We start from the raw sequence: 16,310 nt of genomic DNA, 5'->3' as shown, positions 1-16,310 counted from the left end.
CCGCTCAGCGCCCGCAGCTGCACTCCCCGCCGCTGCAGCAGCTCGCGCCGGCGGCCGCGCCGTCCGGCAGGTCCATCGCCGGATTCCGGTCGAGGAACCCGTACGGCTTGAACGCGAATCCCGAATAGTCGACGGGCATGATCGGCCAGTCCTCCGGACGCGGGATGTGCGTCGGACCGAAGACGTGCCAGAGCACGAGGTCCGCGTCTTCCAGCGACCGGTCGGCCGCGGTCCATGCGGGGAGCCCTGCCCCGCCCGCGTGCGCGTTCGGGTAGTCGCCGGCCGGGAAGCGCTCGGCCGGGTCGAACGGCGTCGCCCACAGGTGCTTGGTGGCGAACGTCGCCCGTCCCCACACCGTCGACTCCGGCTGCGCGAGCAGTGTCGCGCTCGGCTGCGGGAGGAGGTGGTACGCCGTTGGTGCGCCCACGGCGTTCCTGCGCGTCGTGCTGCGCACCTCCCATACCCGTGCGCGGGAGGGGTCGGCCAGCCGCTGCGCTTGCGACTCGCGGCTCAGCGGCGTGTTCGTCCAGGTGAAGGCGTTGCCGTGCGGGTTGTCGGGGCCGATCGGGATGCCGACCGCGTCGACCTCGGAGAGCGCGTTGCGGTCGCCGTCGATCGCGACGTCCAAGCGGGCGCAGAAGAGGTGCTGGTGCACGGGTGCGAAGAGACCGGGGGCGATCTCCGGAGCGTGCGGGTCGGTCGAGCCGGGGATCCCGGCGCCCGCGAAGACGATGCCGGTGGCCTTCGCCTCCACCTGGATCGTGCCGTCGAGGTAGAGGTACCAGAAGAACCCGTAGTCGTAGTTGCCGATGGTGGAGAAGTACGAGATGACGAGGCGGCGGGAGCGGCGCACCTCCGTCTTGCCATCGAGGTCGGTGTGCTTCCAGAGGATGCCGTAGTCCTCCTCGTGCATGCACACGACCTGCGGGATGGTCACCGGGTTGCCGTGGTCGTCGGCCACGATCCCGTCGAAGTAGTGGATGACGCCGAGGCAGTCACAGCCGAGGGTCAGGGTGTTCGCGTTCTTGCCGAGCAGGTACTCACCCGCGTCGAAGTAGCTGATCCAGAACCGGGTCGATGTCGTGTCGCCATAGGGCACGACCATCTCGGGCACCGAACCGCGGTAGAGCACTGAGCGGTCCTCGTCGCCGTCGCGGAAGGTCACCTGGTTGAGCACGAGCCCCTCGCGGGCGTTGAAGCCGACACGCAGCTTCCAGTTCTCCCACTCGACGTGCTGGCCGTCGACCCGGAAGCTCGGCCCCTCCGGTTGTGTGATCTCGATCGGCTTGAGAGTGGTACGTGCGGCTCCGATCGTGGCGGCGTCGTAATTGCCGTCGAGGTCGGGCACCGGGATGTCGCCGTCGTCCTCGACGCGCAGGACCGCGCCGGTCGTGAGGTCGATGTGCACGATGAGGCCCTCGACCGGATGCGACCACGGCGAATCGGTCGGGGTGGAACGCAGGAAGGTCAGCGAGCGGATGACGCGGCGACCGGACTCCTCGGCACGGTTGTGGAAGCCGGGAGCGAGCGGCGCGCAGAAGGCCAGCTCGATGCGGTCCTCGAGCCCGCGGCGCACCATGGCGGCCCGCCATTCGGGCGACGCCTTGGCGATCTCCTCCGCACGCACGTACTCCTCGAAGAGATACTGCGGCTGGCCGTACGGCGCCACCGCCGTCCCGAGCGGGCGATGGTCGACCAGTTCCCGGGTGGTCACCGACACGATCGCCTCGGCGGAGGCGCCGGTTGCGGTGTCGAGGAGCACGAACAGGATGCGCCGGTCGATCTCGTCGCCCTCGCGGTACGCTGCCACGGCCTCCTTCGACGGCTCCACCGGCAGCACCGACGGGAAACGCGTCGACTCCCCCACGAGCCCCGCCGCCACCAGGATGTCGCGCCCGTCGGCGATCTCCTGCGCGGTCAGTGCGTCGAGGGGATGCCGCACTTCCGTGGGCGCGGTGACGGTGGAGGTGTGCTGGTGGGACATCCGTGTTCCTTACGTCGAGCTGATCCGTTCAGTATCCGGGACTCCCCGAGCGCGCAGGAAGGCGAGCGGAGGCGACCGTTCCGATTCAGACAACCGGTCTGCGTCGCAGGCCAAGCCGTCGATGGCCCCGAACCGCTTCAATCGTCAGCAATCGCGCATCCCCCGTGCTCTCGCGGCGCGGCCCCCACCCCAGGCGCGGACCGAACGAGGAGAACCCCTTGACCTCCACAGAGCACGCCGACACCGCCGTCGGCACCCGGACCGCGGCGCACCGGCGCCTCGGCGTCCCCGCCGTCACCTTCATGATCGTGGCCGCGTCCGCACCCCTCACGGTGCTGGCCGGCGGCGTCACCACGACGTTCGCCGTCACGGGCGTGCTGGGCGTGCCGCTGTCGTTCCTCATCCTGGGCGCGACCCTCACGGTCTTCGCGGTCGGGTACGCGGCCATGAGCCGGTTCGTGACCAACGCCGGGGCGTTCTACTCCTACGTCGCCCAGGGGCTCGGCCGACCCGGCGGAGTCGGGGTCTCGATCGTGGCGCTCATCTCCTACAACGCCATGCAGATCGGCGTGTACGGGATGTTCGGGTTCCAGGTCTCGTCCCTGCTGGCGGGCAAGTTCGGCTGGGACGTGCCGTGGTGGATTCCGGTGCTCGTGTGCATCGCGATCATCGCGGCGCTCGGCGTCAACCGCGTCGACCTCTCCGCGAAAGTGCTCGGCGTGCTGGTCGCGCTCGAGTTCGTGGTGGTCATCGTCTACGACATCGCCTCCTTCATCGTGGCTCCGGAGGGCGTCAGCGCGGAGGCGCTCAGCCCGTCCAATCTGTTCGTCCCCGGCATCGGCGCGGTCTTCGCATTCGGCATCGCGGCCTTCATGGGCTTCGAGTCGGCGGCGATCTACGGCGAGGAGTCGAAGGACCCGAAGCGCACCGTCGCGCGCGCCACCTACACGGCCGTCGGCGTCATCGCGATCTTCTACGCCCTCTCCTCCTGGGCGATGACGGTCGGCTCCGGCCCGAGCAACGTCATCAAGGACTCGACCGAGCAGGGCCCCGACCTGATCTTCACATTCCTCGGCTCGCACGTCGGCGTGATCGTCAGCGACATCGCGCAGCTGCTCTTCATCACCAGCCTGTTCGCCTCGCTGGTCAGCTTCCACAACGCGGTCGCGCGCTACTTCTTCTCGCTCGGCCGCGAGGGTGTGCTGCCCGGCTGGCTCTCCCGCATCCGCGCGCACAGCGGTGCCCCGTGGGCGGGTTCGGTGACCCAGAGCATCCTCGCCGCGGTCGTCATCGTCGCCTTCGCGATCGCCGGCGCGGGATGGGTTCCTCCGGAGGGTGCTCCTGCCGCCCTCTTCCCCGTGCTCACCCTGTTCTCCTGGCTGACGAACAGCGGCGCACTCGGCCTGGTGCTGTTGATGGCGGTCGTCTCGTTCTCGGTGATCGGCTTCTTCCGGCGCGACGGACGCGGCGTCGGCTCCTGGCAGCGGGTGATCGCGCCCGTGGTGTCGGGGGTCGCGCTGACCGTGGTGTTCGTGCTGATCCTCGTCTACTTCAACACCCTGCTGACGAGCGACCCGACGGCACCGCCCACCGCGACCACGTTCGTCCTGCCCGCGATCGTGATCGTCCCGGGCGTCGTCGGGGTGTTCTGGGGGATGGCGCTCAAGCGTCGCAACCCCAGGGTCTACGCTCAGATCGGCCACGGGACCGAGGAGGCCGGCGCTCCCGAGCTGGGCGTCGAGGAGGACTGAACCCCGCGCGCCGGCCGCGCGCGCCTGCCGCCGCACTCATCGGTCGGCTCAGGCGCGCGCGGCCGCCCGCACGTCCGACGGCGACTCTTCGTACGCCGCCTTGAAGACCCGGCTGAAGTGGGCGGCATCGACGAACCCCCAGCGCGAGGCGATGGCGGCCACAGACTGGTCGGCGTGCAGCGGGTCGACCAGGTCGCGGCGGCAGCGCTCGAGACGCCGGGTGCGGATCCACGCGGAGACGGTCGTGCTCTGCTCCTGGAACAGCCCCTGCAGGTGACGGGTCGAGATGAAGTGGGCCGCCGCGATCTGGGTCGGCCCGAGATCGGTCGAGGCCAGGTTGGCGTCGATGTACATCCGGATGCGCTGCATCAGCGCCCGGTGCGGGTCGATGGTCTCGGTACGCGCGTCCAGCTCGTCGGCGAACAGTGTGGTCACCAGGTCGAGGGCGCTGTGGGCGAGCCGCGTTCCCGTGGGGCCGGAGAGCTGGTCGAGGTTGCCGACCAGCTGCGCCAGGAACGGCACGATGATCCCGCCGACGCCGGACCTCCCGTCGAAACGGACCGCGGTCAGCTGCGACACGAGCTCACGCGGGAGATCGACGAGGCTCTTCGGGAACATGACGACCATGGTCCGGAAGTCGTCGTCGAAGACGAGGGAGTACGGCCGGTGCGTGTCGTACACGGCGAGGTCGCCGGGGCGGAGGACGGCCTCCCTGTCGTCCTGGATGAGCAGGCCCGTCCCGGAGAGCATCATGCTGAGCTTGTAGTAGTCGCGATCCGAGCGCGCGATCAGTTCGGGGGTGCGCTCCACGACGTGCTGGGAGGCGCTGACCTCGGAGACGTGCACCGTGTCCGCGGTGGCCATCCGAATGCGACCCCAGAACGGATCCGGCCGCTCGCTCGTCACGTGCAGCGGCACGAACGACTCGGAGACGGCGGTGCGGAACGCGCTGAAGTCGCGCGTGGCGCTGGATGTCACGCGGTTGTTCCGCGTCTGCTGCTGATCGATGAGCACGGTCGACCTCACTCCGGACCGGGGACGACGTTGTATACGATCCGTGATGTGGATCGTATCATCCGGTCCCCGGCCCGTGCCAGGAGACGACCGGGTCCATCCCCGCCGCCGACCGGCACAGTTCTGCACCGCCCGTCATCCGGCGTGCGTCCACGGTCAAGCGCGGCGCAGCTCCCCGATCGAGACTGGGTCGAGGACCGTTCCACTGGAGGAGACCCGATGTCGGATTACACCGAACTGCTCGCCCGCGTCAGCGCGCCGGAGGGATCGGGCCGCCCGATCCACGACCCCGCAACGGGCGCCGAGCTCGGCCGCGCGCCGGAGGCGACCGTCGACGACCTCGACGCCGCGATCGTCCGCGCCCGCGCCGCGCAGCCCGCATGGGAGGCGCTGGGCCACGACGCCCGCACGGAGATCCTCCTGCGAGCGGCGGAGGCGATCGACGCCGAGGCCGAGGCACTCGCCCAGCTGCTCTCGCGTGAACAGGGCAAGCCACTCAACGGCCCGAACGCGCGCTTCGAGATCGGTGCGTGCTCGGCCTGGCTGCGCACGTCGGCGACTCTCCCGATGGAGACAGAGGTGCTGATCGACGACGGCGAGATCCGCGCCGAGCTGCACTACCGTGCGGCCGGCGTCGTGGGAGCGATCGGCCCGTGGAATTGGCCGCTCATGATCGGCATCTGGCAGCTGGCACCGGCGCTGCGGATGGGCAACACCGTCGTGCTGAAGCCGTCGGAGTACACCCCGCTCAGCGTTCTCGCCCTCGTCGACGTGCTGAACTCCGCACTGCCCGCCGACGTGCTCATCGCCGTCTCCGGCGGCCGCGACGTCGGCGCCCGTCTGGCGAGCCACCCGGACGTCGACAAGATCATGTTCACCGGGTCCACCGCGACCGGCCGCCGGATCATCGAGAGCTCGGCCGGCAACCTCGCCCGCCTCACCCTCGAACTCGGCGGCAACGACGCCGGCATCGTGCTCCCGAGCGCCGACCCCCAGGCCATCGCACAGGATCTCTTCTGGGGCGCCTTCATCAACACCGGCCAGACCTGCGCCGCGCTCAAGCGCCTGTATGTACACGACTCCATCTACGACGCCACCGTGGAGGCGCTGGCCGAGGTCGCGCGCTCCACCCCGATGGGCAACGGTCTCGAGGAGGACAACGTGCTCGGCCCGCTGCAGAACAAGCAGCAGTTCGACATCGTGAACCGGCTGGTCGAGGACGCGAAAGCGAACGGCGGCCGCATCGTCACCGGCGGGTCCCCCGCGACCGAGCTGGGTGAGCTGTTCTACCCGATCACCCTCGTCGCCGACGTCGCCGATGGCGTCGCCCTCGTCGACGAGGAGCAGTTCGGTCCCGCCCTTCCGATCATCCGCTATTCGGACGTCGACGACGCCGTCGCCAGCGCCAACCGCCTCGACGTCGGCCTGGGTGCCTCCGTCTGGGCCGCCGACCGCGACGAGGCGCTGGCCGTGGCCAACCGCGTCCACGCCGGAACCGTCTGGATCAACTCCCACGGCGGCGTGCACCCGATGATCCCGTTCGGCGGTGTCAAGGGCTCCGGTTACGGCCTCGAGTTCGGCGTGGAGGGGCTGAAGGCGGTCTCGGTGCCGCGCATCATCAACGGCTGAGCGGCACCTCGACGATGCTGACGCCGGCGGGCGGAGCGGAGAGCGCTTGATCGAGCTCTCCCTTCGTCCGCGCGGCGCGGTACGCCCAGCCGTACGCCCGGGCAAGGGCCGCGATATCGACCTCGTGCGGTGTGTAGAGCACGCGATCGAACGCCGCCGTGCCGGCCGTGGAGGCGACCTCCAGTCCGTCGAAGATCGTCCCGCCCCCGTCGTTGCCGACGATGAGCTGGAGGTGCGGCCGCTCCTCCCCCGCCGCACCGAGCAGCGCGCCCGCGTCGTGCAGGAGGGCGAGGTCACCGAGCAGCACGCGTGTCACCCCGGCCGGAGCTCCTGCTTCGGCGGCGGCGGCCTGACTCGCCATCGCGATGCCCGTCGCCGTGGCGATGGTCCCGTCGATACCGGCGAGACCGCGGTTCGAGTGCACCGAGATCTTCTTGCCCGGCACGATGCGGTCCGCGTCCCGGATGAGCCGGGAGGCCGCCAGGACCAGGCGGTCGTGCGGCCACGTGTACCGCCAGACCGCCTCGGCGAGCAATGGGCGGGTGATCGGCGCGCGCACGGCGGCGAGCTCCGCCTTGGCGAACGCGAGCGCGTCCGCCGGCTCGTACGAGCGTGCCTTGTCCACATCCGGGGCCTGCGCCGCCGGGTCCGCAGCACGCTCGGCCTCCTCGATGAGACGACGGCTCGCGTAGACCCAGCTGCCGACCCAGCCCCGCACCTCCGGCGAGCGCAGGTCGACCCCGGCGGGCGGATGCACGCCGCCGAGGACGCGCGAGCGATGACCGGGGTCGTACGTCTGCGTTCCCGTCGGTGCGACGACGATCACCTCGACGTCGGGGCGCGCGAGCAACGCGGGGACCTCTCTGCTGAGCGTCGGATGTCCGAACACGACGGCGCGCTCGACGCGGCCGCCGAACGTCTCCTCCCGCAGCAGTTCGCGGTAGGCGACGACCAGGTTCGGTCCGAATCGTGCACCGCTGGACACCTCGGCGAGGAGCGGGTAGCCGGCGGCGCGCGCGAGCTCTTCGGCGGCCGCGCCGGAGTCGGCGCCGGCGATGACGACCGTACGCGGACGGTCGTCGAGCTCGATGACGCGGCGCCCGAGCGCCGCGGGGCCGGCGGTCGACGGAAGGGGCCCCGCGAGAGGTTCCGTCGAAGACGGCGCAGCGACCGAGAGCGGCTCCCGGAAGGCGACGTTGAGGTGCACCGGACCGGGATCGGCGGTGTCCGCCCCGACCGCCGCGCGGACGGCGGCGAGCGCCAGCGCTTCCGCCGCACCGGATTCGGTCCGGCGCGCTGCCTCGTCGTTCGCCCGGGGAGCGTCGACGTCCTGCGACCAGCGCACGGCGACACCGTACAGTCCGTCCTGGTGCGTGGTCTGGTTCGAGCGGATGCCGCGCAGCTCGTGCGGGCGGTCCGCCGTGAGCACGATGAGCGGGATCCCGGCCTCGTGCGCCTCGAGCACGGCAGGGTGGAGGTTGGCGGTCGCCGTGCCGCTGGTGGTGATGACGACCGCGGGCGCGCCGGTCTCGCGGGCGAGCCCGAGCGCGAGGAAGCCGCCCACCCGCTCGTCGATGCGGACGTGCAGCCGCACCTGTCCGCTGTGCTCCAGTTCGGCGGCGACGAGCGCGAGCGCCTGCGAGCGGGAGCCCGGGCTCACGACCAGGTCGCGGACGCCGTTGCGCACGAACGTCCTCAGGAGGGCGGTCGCGTAGTCGGTGGCCGGGTTGCCGGTGGCCCGTTCGTCCTCGCCCACAGCGCTGTGCTCGGCGGCAGGCGTGCCCGTGCCGCGGGCACCCTGTTCGGGGCCCGCGCTGACGGCTTCAGCCATCCCGGCGGCCGGTCTGGTCCGAGTCGGGGCCGTTGTCGTCGAGTTCGGCGAGCTCCTTCTCGAGCTGACGGATCCGCTCCTCCTGGTCGCGGTCGAGCTTCAGCTTGCCGAGGAACTCGGGGTCGTCGTCGGGTGCCACGAGTCTGCGCTCGGCGGCCCGGCGGCGCCCGCGGCCGATGAGGAACCAGAGGATGCCGCCGATGACGGGGAACAGGATGATGACCAGCAGCCAGAGCGGCTTGGGGAGGCCGCGCACCCGGGAGCGGTCGAAGAGCGCACAGTCCACCACCGAATAGATGTAGAAGACCGCGGCTGCGACGCCGAGGACTATCCAGAGGCGAACCATGCGTCAATCGTAACTCTCAGAGTCCGTCTCTAAGCTGGGAGGGTGAAGCGGATTCCCTCCTGGTTGATCTACACCGTCCTGCGGCTCCTGGTGTTCGCGATCCCGCTCGCCGTCCTGCTCCTCCTGGGCATCGTCTGGTGGGCGTCGGTGATCGCCGCCGCCCTCATCGGCCTCTGCCTCTCGTACATCTTCCTCAGCAAGCCCCGCAACGCGGTCTCGACCGAGCTCTACGAGGTCCGGCACCGTGAGAAGCCTGTCCCGTCGGTCGACGACGAGGTCGAGGACGCCGCCGTCGACTCCGCCTCCGCACAGCCCGCGCCCGAGGCGACGCCCAGGTCCGACTGAGCGCGTCCGCTCAGAACGCGAAGGCGGCGCCGAGCACGATCCCGATCAGCAGGCCGGTGAGACTCGTCAGCTGGAGGGCCGTGATCAGTTCACGCGACGTCTTCGCGAACAGGGTGATCGCGCACGCCGGCAGTGCGGCGAGGAGCGCGAACATCCCGAACCAGGCGATCGGGTAGAAGAGGGCGAGAAGAGCCACGATCGCGAACGGGACGAGCAGCAGCACGCAGAAGATGATGCGTGACGCCACGTTCCCCATCAGCACGGCCAGTGTGCGCTTGCCGGCCTCTTTGTCCGGTCCGATGTCACGGATGTTGTTGACCATGAGCACCGCGCACGCGATCAGCCCGGCGGCCACCGCTCCGTACCAGGACTCCTGGTTCACCGTCCCGGCGAGCATGAAGGTCGTTCCGGCGGTGGCCACCAGCCCGAAGAAGACGAAGACGAAGACCTCGCCGAGGCCGTAGTACCCGTACGGACGCTTGCCTCCCGTGTAGAACCACGCGGCGGCGATCGCCGCGGCGCCGATGAGCAGTACCCACCAGTGCTGGGTGACGATGACGAGCACGAGGCCCGCCGCCGCGGCGAGCCCGAAGAAGACGAGCGCGACCGTCAGGACCTTCTTCGGCGCCGCCTTGCCGGAACCGGTCAGCCGGCCGGGGCCGACCCGGTACTCATCCGTGCCGCGGATGCCGTCGGAGTAGTCGTTCGCGTAGTTCACTCCGATCTGGAGCAGTACCGCGACCGCAAGGCAGAGGAGCGCACGCACGGGGTGCCAGATTCCCGGACCCTCGGCCACCTTAGCCGCGCCGACACCGATGAGGACGGGCGCGATCGCCAGCGGAAGGGTCCGCAGTCGCGCTCCGGCGATCCAGTCCCGCGCCGTCGCCGGCCGCGCCGCCGTCGCCTTCGCAGCACCCGGCCGCCCGCTCTTGCCTCCGCGCGGTCCGCGGGCCTGAGGCGGCGCCATCCTCTGCATGCGTGGGTTGTTCTGACTCATCACAGAGCGAATCGTAACAACATCGGCTATGCCTCTTCGTCGCCGGCCGCGGCGGCCATCCGGGCCGCGGCCACACGGTCGGGTTTGCCGCTGCTCAGAGCGGGAAGCTCCGCCACGACCGCGATCCGCGCGGGAGCCGCCGCTCGCCCCGCTCCCTCCGCGACCCGGGCCCGGACGCGCCGCAGGAGGTCCTCGCCTTCCGCGACGGCACTTTCGTCGAGCACCGCCACCACCACCGGCACCTGTCCCCACTCCGCGTCCTCGGCAGCGACGACGACCGCGTGCTCGAGGCCGGCGACCGCACGTACCAGTTGCTCGACCCGGTCGAGGAGGATCTTCTCTCCGCCCGAGATGATCACGTTGTCCGCTCGGCCGAACACGGTCACCCGGCCGTCGACGACGCCGCCGAGGTCACCCGTGCGGTACCACCGCACGCCGTCCGCCTCGTGGAACGCCGCGTGCGTGCGTTCCGCGTCCCCGAGGTAGCCCTCCGCAAGGGTCGGCCCTGCGATCTCGAGCAGCCCGTCGACCTCTCGAACCGTGGTCGTACCGATCGGAACGCCGTCGTACACGCATCCGCCCGCCGTCTCGCTCGACCCGTAGGTGCTCAGGATGCGCGCGCCCACACGCTCCGCCCTCTCACGCAACGCCGGCGTGAGCGCCTGCCCACCGACGAGGATCCCGTCGAACCGCCGCAGCGCCGCCTCCACCGCGCGCGACCCGCCCTCGGCGGCGTCCACCAGCCGCGCGAGCTGGACAGGCACGAGCGAGGTGTAGCGCAGGTCGTTCGTCGCCTCCGCGGCGAGCGCCGCGAAACGCTCCGCATCGAAATGCCCCACACCGTAGTAGAGCGGCTCGGTCTGCGCCGCCAGCGAGCGCACCAGCACCTGCGCCCCCGCCACGTAATGCGCCGGCAGGGCGAGCACCCACTGTCCCTGCCCGCCCATCGCTCCCGCGGACGCCGCCGCGCTCGCCAGCAATGCGTCCGCGGACAACGCCACCCGCTTCGGCCTCCCGGTCGATCCGGAGGTCTCGATCACCAGCGCCACATTCTGTGCCACGCGCTCGCCTCGACCATGGCCGGCCTCGTCTGTCGCCGCCCAGGCCTCACGTGGCACCACCGCCGGTCCGCCCCCAGCGAGCGCCTCCCGCAGCGCGCGGTACACCGACTCCGGCTCTGCCGCGTCGACAGCCCGCACCTCACGCGTCATGCGGCGGGCCTCAATACTGCCACGGGAAAGGCGACCAATCGGGCTCCCTCTTCTGAAGGAAGGAGTCGCGCCCCTCCACGGCCTCGTCCGTACCGTACGCGAGCCGGGTCGCTTCGCCCGCGAACACCTGCTGACCCACCAGGCCGTCATCGACCGCGTTGAACGCGAACTTCAGCATCCGGATCGCCGTCGGCGACTTCGTGAGGATCTCCCGCGCCCAATCGAGGGCCGTCGACTCCAGCTCCGCATGCGGTACGACGGCGTTGACCGCCCCCATCTCGTACGCCCGCTGCGCCGAGTACTCCCGCGCGAGGAAGAACACCTCGCGCCCGACCTTCTGCCCGACCTGCCTGGCGAAGTAGGCGCTGCCGTACCCGGCATCGAACGAACCGACGTCGGCGTCCGTCTGCTTGAACCGACCGTGCTCAGAGCTCGCGATCGAGAGGTCGCACACCACATGGAGCGAGTGACCCCCTCCGGCGGCCCATCCCGGGACCACCGCGATCACGACCTTCGGCATGAAGCGGATCAATCGCTGCACTTCGAGGATGTGCAGGCGACCACTCCGGGCGGCATCGATGCCCACCGCCGTCTCCCCGTCAGCGTACTTGTAGCCGTCGCGGCCGCGGATGCGCTGATCACCACCCGAGCAGAAGGCCCAGCCGCCGTCTTTCGGGCTGGGCCCGTTGCCGGTGAGCAGCACCACGCCGATCCGGGGGTTGGTCCGAGCGTCTTCGAGCGCGGCGTAGAGCTCGTCGACGGTGTGCGGCCGGAACGCGTTCCGCACCTCCGGCCGGTTGAAGGCCACGCGGGCGATCCGCCCGCTGACGTCGTGGTGATACGTGATGTCGGTGAGCTCGTCGAAACCGGGGGCATCCACCCACTGCGTCGGATCGAAGATCTCTGAGATTGCCGCTGCCATGGTCCCAGCCTACGGTCGGCCGCCTCCCCCGGGATCGGCCGTGCCAAACTTGTGGAATGGTGCCGGAACTGCGCGACCTGTTAGGGACTGCACGCGTGGTCAGCGTGCCGATGACGTCGCGATTCCGCGGCATCACCGTTCGCGAGGCGGTGCTGTTCGAGGGCCCCGAGGGCTGGACGGAGTTCTCCCCGTTCGTCGAGTACGGCGACGACGAGGCCGCCCCCTGGCTGCACGCGGCGATCGACTTCGGCTGGCGCGCCGCACCTCCCGGCCTGCGCGCCAGGATCCCGGTGAACGCGACGGTTCCCGCCGTGCCGGCCGCCGACGTCGCTGCGGTCCTCGACCGCTACCCCGGAGCGCGAACGGCCAAGGTGAAGGTCGCTGAGCCCGGCCAATCCCTCGTCGACGATGTGGAGCGGGTGCGCGCGGTCCGCGATCGGCTCGGCCCGGAGGGCCGGATCCGGGTGGACGCGAACACACTGTGGAACGTCGACGAGGCCGAGCACGCGATCCACGCGCTCGCACCGTTCGATCTGGAGTACGTGGAGCAGCCGTGCGCCGGCGTCGACGAGCTCGTCGAGATCCGGCGCCGGACGAAGTACATGGGCATCCCGATCGCAGCGGACGAGAGTGTCCGCAAGGCGGAGGACCCTCTCGCCGTTGCGCGCGCGGGCGCTGCGGACCTGCTCGTCGTCAAAGCACAGCCGCTGGGTGGCATCCACGCGGCGCTGCGGATCGTCGCCGAGGCCGGCCTGCCTGTGGTCGTCTCGAGCGCGATCGAGACTTCCGTGGGCATCGCCATGGGCGCACACCTCGCCGCCGCGGTCCCCGACCTGGAGTTCGACTGCGGCCTCGGGACGGTCGCGATGTTCGTTCAGGATGTGGCGGAGGAGCCGCTGCTCCCCGTCGACGGGTTCGTCCCGGTCGTCCGCCCGACCGTCGACACGATGCGAGTCTCCGCCGTTGAGGCATCGGCCGATCGCCGGGAATGGTGGCTCGACCGCGTGCGGCGGTGCTATCGCCTCGTCGAACGTACGACGGCCCTCTGAGCTCGGCGCTCCGGTGGTTCAGGCGTAAAGGCGCTCCGGGACGTCGAGCCCGTAGATTGCCCGGCCCGAGTTCCAGATCGCCGCGCAGGCGGCGCGGAGCAGGTTGAGCTCGTCGGTTCCCTCTGCACGGATCCGCACGTCGTTCCCCTCGACCGCGACCGTCGCGTCGCCCACCGTCACGGCACCGTCCCGGGCGACCGAGGTCGCCGGGTACGGCTGAGCCAGCCCGCGCAGGTCACCGAGGATGTAGGTCGGCCGCGCGTTCGCGTCCGCCGCGATGAGCTGCTTCGCGCGGTCGATCCCGGTCAGCACCAGCACGGAGTCGATGCCCGCGCGGTTGGCCCCGAGGATGTCGGTGTCCAACCGGTCGCCGATGAACAGCGGCTTTCCCGCGCCGAAGCGGGAGACCGCCTCCTCGAAGATCGCGACCTCCGGTTTGCCCGCGACCAGCGGGAGTCGTCCCGCAGCGGTGTGGACGGCGGAAACCAGCGTCCCGTTGCCCGGGGCGATGCCGCGGGCGACGGGGATCGTCCAGTCGGTGTTCGTCGCGATCCACGGGCGCTCGTCGTCGGTGCGGCCCTGCAGCGCGAAGGCGGCCTCCGCGAGCTGTGCCCAGCCGACCTCGGGCGCGAAGCCCTGGATCACGGCGGCCGGCTCGTCGTCGGCGGAGCGCGTGACGGTGAATCCGCCTTTCTCCACCTCGTCGACCAGGCCCGCGCCACCGATCACGAGAATCGTGGCGCCCGGCGCGACATGCGCACCCAGGAGACGCACGGCCGCCTGCGGGGACGTCACGACATCGGACGGCTGCACGTGCAGCCCCAGATCGCTCAAGTGCTCGGCCACGGACGCATCCGTACGGGAGGCGTTGTTCGTGATGTAACCGACTCGCACGGTTTCTGCGGCTCGGTTCAGGCTCTCCACGGCGAAGGGAATCGCGTCGGGCCCTTTGTAGACCACACCGTCGAGGTCGGCGAGCACCAGGTCCACCCCGTCCAGCGGGGTCGCGGTCTCAGCGCTCCGTCGAAACAGCGCCATCGTCCGGCTCGCCCTTCTCTTCGGAGTCGTCCGCTACCCGCGCGGCGGCATCGCGCGACCCAGCCGCATCGCCTGCTTGGGCGCCGTCCTCGTCAGTATCGGTGGCAATGAAACCGCTCTCTGCGTCCTGGCCGTCGAGGTCCGTCTCTTCGTCCGGGGCGTCTTCGTCTTCGTCGGCGAGGAGCTCGTCCACTTCTGCTTCCAGCGCTGCGGCCGACAGGTCGCCCGGCTCGAGGACGATCTCCTCCTCGACCACGGCAGCCGGCAGGTCGCTCTCATCGACGATCTCCTCGTCGATGACCGCGGTCGGCGAATCGCCCGCATCGAGGATGATCTCCTCTTCGATCACGTGGATCGTTTCGTGCTCGTCGACGGAATGCGCCTCCGCCAGCGCCTCGTCGGCGAAGCGGGCACGTTCGCGCCACGATTCCGCCTCGTTGCCGCGCCCGAGCTCTTCGAGCACCTCGGCATACGCGTGGAAGAGGTCCGGGCTCCAGCTGTACGCCCGATTGGGGTCGAGCTGCGGGATCTCCAGCTCGGCCAGGGCGGCCTCCGGCTGCTCGAGGTCGAGGCGTGCGCCGGACATCGCGATCGCAAGGGACACCTGCACGTCGGCCGGAAGCGTCGCGCGATCCACCGATCGGCCGAGCTCGAGGGCCCGGTCGGGGCGCCCTACTCCGCGTTCGCTATCCACCATCATCGGCAGCTGGTCGTTGGAGCCGGAGATTCGGCGGTAGGTGCGGAGCTCACGGAGCGCGAGCGCGAAGTCCCCGGTCGCGTACGCCGTGATCGCCAGCGTCTCACGTACCACGCCGATGCGGCCGGCACGTCGTGCGGCGGACGTCGCGTGACGGTGCGCGAGCTCCGGGTCGGCCTCGATAAGCCGGGAGGCCATGACCAGGTGCTGAGCCACCCATTCAGCGTTGTCCTTGCTGAGCGTCTTCAACTCCAATCGGGCTTCGCCAGGGAGGTCTCGTGCACTGACATCGCTCGGGATCTCAGGGTCGTCATGCTGCGGACGCACCGACCGCAGCTCCCGCGAGCGCTCGATCTCCTCGTCGCTTCGCAGCTCCCGCTCACGCGCATCGCGATCACCGCGTGCTGGCCGCCCATCCCGCGTCCACAGCTTCTCGTCCCGATCCCCGCGCCCAGAACCACCGCGCGGGCCGCCCGGACGCTGTCCGTCCCGTGAGTAGCCACCGCCGGAACGGTCACCACCGGAACGCTGCCCATCACGCGAGTACCCGCCGCCGGAACGGCCGCCACCGGAACGCTGCCCATCACGCGAGTACCCGCCGCCGGAACGGCCGCCACCGGAACGCTGCCCATCACGCGAGTACCCGCCGCCGGAACGCTGCCCCTCACGCGAATAGCCACCGCCGGTCCGCTCACCGCCGTGACGCTGCCCATCACGCGAGTACCCGCCCCCGGAACGGTCACCGCCAGAACGCTGGCCGTCACGCGAGAAGCCGCCACGGTCACCGCCGGAGCGCTGACCATCACGCGAGTATCCGCCCCCGGAACGGTCACCGCCAGAACGCTGGCCGTCACGCGAATATCCACCCCCGGAACGATCGCCACCGGAGCGCTGTCCATCACGCGAATAGCCACCGCCAGAACGGCCGCCGCCAGAACGTTGTCCGTCGCGCGAATATCCGCCAGGGTCGCCGGCAGCTCGGCCGCCCTGACCATTGCCGGGAGCGCGTCGCCCGCCCTGGCCCGATCCGCGACGTTGGCTGCCCCGAGAGCCGGAGCCTCGCTCGCCGTCGCGCCCGTTCGAGCGGGCGTCCTTATCGTCTGGTGTGTCGCTCACGACGTCTCCTGTCGGATGGCGGGATCTCGGACCCAGCCTACGTTGGGTGTTCACGCGCGGATCTGCGAGCGCGGAAAATGGACCTGTTAACGCGAAATGGCCACCCATCACTGGGTGGCCATCTCACAAAGAAGTCCGGCGGTGTCCTACTCTCCCACAGGGTCCCCCCTGCAGTACCATCGGCGCAGAGAGTCTTAGCTTCCGGGTTCGGAATGTAACCGGGCGTTTCCCTCTCGCTATGGCCGCCGAAACACTATTGATGTATCAAAGTGAACGAACAATCATCACGATTGTTTCAGTTCTCGACCGTACATCGAGAACCACATAGTGGACGCAAGCAATCTTGGCTCCTCATGCCAGCCTTACAACAGCATGAGAAT

The 16,310-nt window shown here is 70.2% G+C and carries 13 protein-coding genes and 1 rRNA gene; 4 read left to right on the top strand and 10 right to left on the bottom strand.

Annotation, left to right across the window (positions count from 1 at the left end; all coding sequences use genetic code 11):
• Window positions 1-4 precede the first annotated feature (4 nt).
• Window positions 5-1,984 carry a primary-amine oxidase gene (locus tag IT072_RS01005; protein ID WP_223358944.1) on the bottom strand — a complete coding sequence of 660 codons (1,980 nt, stop codon included), beginning with the start codon at window positions 1,982-1,984 and terminating at the stop codon, window positions 5-7.
• A 302-nt stretch (window positions 1,985-2,286) separates the two neighbouring features.
• On the opposite strand from IT072_RS01005, the gene IT072_RS01000 reads away from it, so the two are divergent.
• Complete coding sequence (locus IT072_RS01000; protein WP_442786796.1) at window positions 2,287-3,735, top strand: APC family permease; 1,449 nt, start codon at window positions 2,287-2,289, stop codon at window positions 3,733-3,735.
• Between the two features lie 48 nt (window positions 3,736-3,783).
• Here the strand turns inward: IT072_RS01000 and IT072_RS00995 are convergent, their stop codons facing one another.
• Window positions 3,784-4,743, bottom strand: a complete 960-nt coding sequence (locus IT072_RS00995) for a helix-turn-helix domain-containing protein (RefSeq protein WP_374758279.1) — start codon at window positions 4,741-4,743, stop codon at window positions 3,784-3,786.
• 225 nt (window positions 4,744-4,968) lie between these two features.
• Between IT072_RS00995 and IT072_RS00990 the strand changes: the two genes are divergently transcribed.
• Entirely contained in the window at window positions 4,969-6,378 is a 1,410-nt protein-coding gene (locus IT072_RS00990) for an aldehyde dehydrogenase family protein (protein ID WP_223358941.1), read from the top strand.
• On the opposite strand, the gene menD is transcribed toward IT072_RS00990, so the two are convergent.
• Together menD and IT072_RS00980 are read right to left on the bottom strand one after the other, a co-directional pair.
• A complete protein-coding gene (gene menD / locus IT072_RS00985; protein ID WP_223358940.1) occupies window positions 6,368-8,209 on the bottom strand; it encodes a 2-succinyl-5-enolpyruvyl-6-hydroxy-3-cyclohexene-1-carboxylic-acid synthase in 1,842 nt (613 codons plus the stop codon). The genes IT072_RS00990 and menD overlap by 11 nt on opposite strands.
• Window positions 8,202-8,555, bottom strand: coding sequence for a PLD nuclease N-terminal domain-containing protein (locus IT072_RS00980; RefSeq protein ID WP_223358939.1), 354 nt, complete (start codon window positions 8,553-8,555; stop codon window positions 8,202-8,204). Before IT072_RS00980 ends, menD begins: the two co-directional genes overlap by 8 nt.
• A 42-nt stretch (window positions 8,556-8,597) precedes the next feature.
• Here IT072_RS00980 and IT072_RS00975 point away from each other — a divergent pair, with 42 nt between their 5' ends.
• A complete protein-coding gene (locus IT072_RS00975) occupies window positions 8,598-8,900 on the top strand; it encodes a DUF4229 domain-containing protein (protein WP_223358938.1) in 303 nt (100 codons plus the stop codon).
• A gap of 10 nt (window positions 8,901-8,910) precedes the next feature.
• Here IT072_RS00975 and IT072_RS00970 read toward each other — a convergent pair whose 3' ends face one another.
• Genes IT072_RS00970 through IT072_RS00960 form a run of 3 tightly spaced genes read right to left on the bottom strand, consistent with a single transcriptional unit; the run spans window position 8,911 to window position 12,030 of the window.
• A complete protein-coding gene (locus tag IT072_RS00970) occupies window positions 8,911-9,897 on the bottom strand; it encodes a 1,4-dihydroxy-2-naphthoate polyprenyltransferase (protein ID WP_223358937.1) in 987 nt (328 codons plus the stop codon).
• A 26-nt stretch (window positions 9,898-9,923) separates the two neighbouring features.
• Window positions 9,924-11,108 (bottom strand): AMP-binding protein, encoded by a 1,185-nt coding sequence (locus IT072_RS00965; RefSeq protein ID WP_223358936.1) that lies wholly within the window; start codon window positions 11,106-11,108, stop codon window positions 9,924-9,926.
• A gap of 10 nt (window positions 11,109-11,118) precedes the next feature.
• The gene (locus IT072_RS00960) at window positions 11,119-12,030 is read right to left on the bottom strand and encodes a 1,4-dihydroxy-2-naphthoyl-CoA synthase (RefSeq protein WP_223358935.1); all 912 of its coding nucleotides are present in this window, start codon (window positions 12,028-12,030) and stop codon (window positions 11,119-11,121) included.
• A 56-nt stretch (window positions 12,031-12,086) separates the two neighbouring features.
• Here IT072_RS00960 and IT072_RS00955 point away from each other — a divergent pair, with 56 nt between their 5' ends.
• Window positions 12,087-13,079, top strand: coding sequence for an o-succinylbenzoate synthase (locus IT072_RS00955; RefSeq protein ID WP_223358934.1), 993 nt, complete (start codon window positions 12,087-12,089; stop codon window positions 13,077-13,079).
• An 18-nt stretch (window positions 13,080-13,097) separates the two neighbouring features.
• On the opposite strand, the gene IT072_RS00950 is transcribed toward IT072_RS00955, so the two are convergent.
• The 3 genes from IT072_RS00950 to rrf form a co-directional block, all read right to left on the bottom strand.
• Window positions 13,098-14,117 carry an HAD-IIA family hydrolase gene (locus IT072_RS00950; RefSeq protein ID WP_223358933.1) on the bottom strand — a complete coding sequence of 340 codons (1,020 nt, stop codon included), beginning with the start codon at window positions 14,115-14,117 and terminating at the stop codon, window positions 13,098-13,100.
• Window positions 14,092-15,930 carry a hypothetical protein gene (locus tag IT072_RS00945; protein WP_223358932.1) on the bottom strand — a complete coding sequence of 613 codons (1,839 nt, stop codon included), beginning with the start codon at window positions 15,928-15,930 and terminating at the stop codon, window positions 14,092-14,094. Before IT072_RS00945 ends, IT072_RS00950 begins: the two co-directional genes overlap by 26 nt.
• A gap of 133 nt (window positions 15,931-16,063) precedes the next feature.
• Window positions 16,064-16,180: ribosomal RNA gene (gene rrf, locus IT072_RS00940) — 5S ribosomal RNA — on the bottom strand.
• Between the last annotated feature and the right edge of the window lie 130 nt (window positions 16,181-16,310).

It is taken from the genome of Leifsonia sp. ZF2019, from assembly GCF_019924635.1.
Classification (GTDB): domain Bacteria; phylum Actinomycetota; class Actinomycetes; order Actinomycetales; family Microbacteriaceae; genus Leifsonia.
This window is presented reverse-complemented; position numbering and strand designations above follow the sequence as displayed.

Bases quoted from the DNA above. Each gene is read 5' to 3' on its own strand.
- IT072_RS01005 (WP_223358944.1), bottom strand. From the start codon at position 1,984: ATGTCCCACCAGCACACCTCCACCGTCACCGCGCCCACGGAAGTGCGG.
- IT072_RS01000 (WP_442786796.1), top strand. From the start codon at position 2,287: ATGATCGTGGCCGCGTCCGCACCCCTCACGGTGCTGGCCGGCGGCGTC.
- IT072_RS00990 (WP_223358941.1), top strand. From the start codon at position 4,969: ATGTCGGATTACACCGAACTGCTCGCCCGCGTCAGCGCGCCGGAGGGA.
- menD (WP_223358940.1), bottom strand. From the start codon at position 8,209: ATGGCTGAAGCCGTCAGCGCGGGCCCCGAACAGGGTGCCCGCGGCACG.
- IT072_RS00980 (WP_223358939.1), bottom strand. From the start codon at position 8,555: ATGGTTCGCCTCTGGATAGTCCTCGGCGTCGCAGCCGCGGTCTTCTAC.
- IT072_RS00970 (WP_223358937.1), bottom strand. From the start codon at position 9,897: ATGAGTCAGAACAACCCACGCATGCAGAGGATGGCGCCGCCTCAGGCC.
- IT072_RS00965 (WP_223358936.1), bottom strand. From the start codon at position 11,108: ATGACGCGTGAGGTGCGGGCTGTCGACGCGGCAGAGCCGGAGTCGGTG.
- IT072_RS00960 (WP_223358935.1), bottom strand. From the start codon at position 12,030: ATGGCAGCGGCAATCTCAGAGATCTTCGATCCGACGCAGTGGGTGGAT.
- IT072_RS00955 (WP_223358934.1), top strand. From the start codon at position 12,087: ATGGTGCCGGAACTGCGCGACCTGTTAGGGACTGCACGCGTGGTCAGC.
- IT072_RS00950 (WP_223358933.1), bottom strand. From the start codon at position 14,117: ATGGCGCTGTTTCGACGGAGCGCTGAGACCGCGACCCCGCTGGACGGG.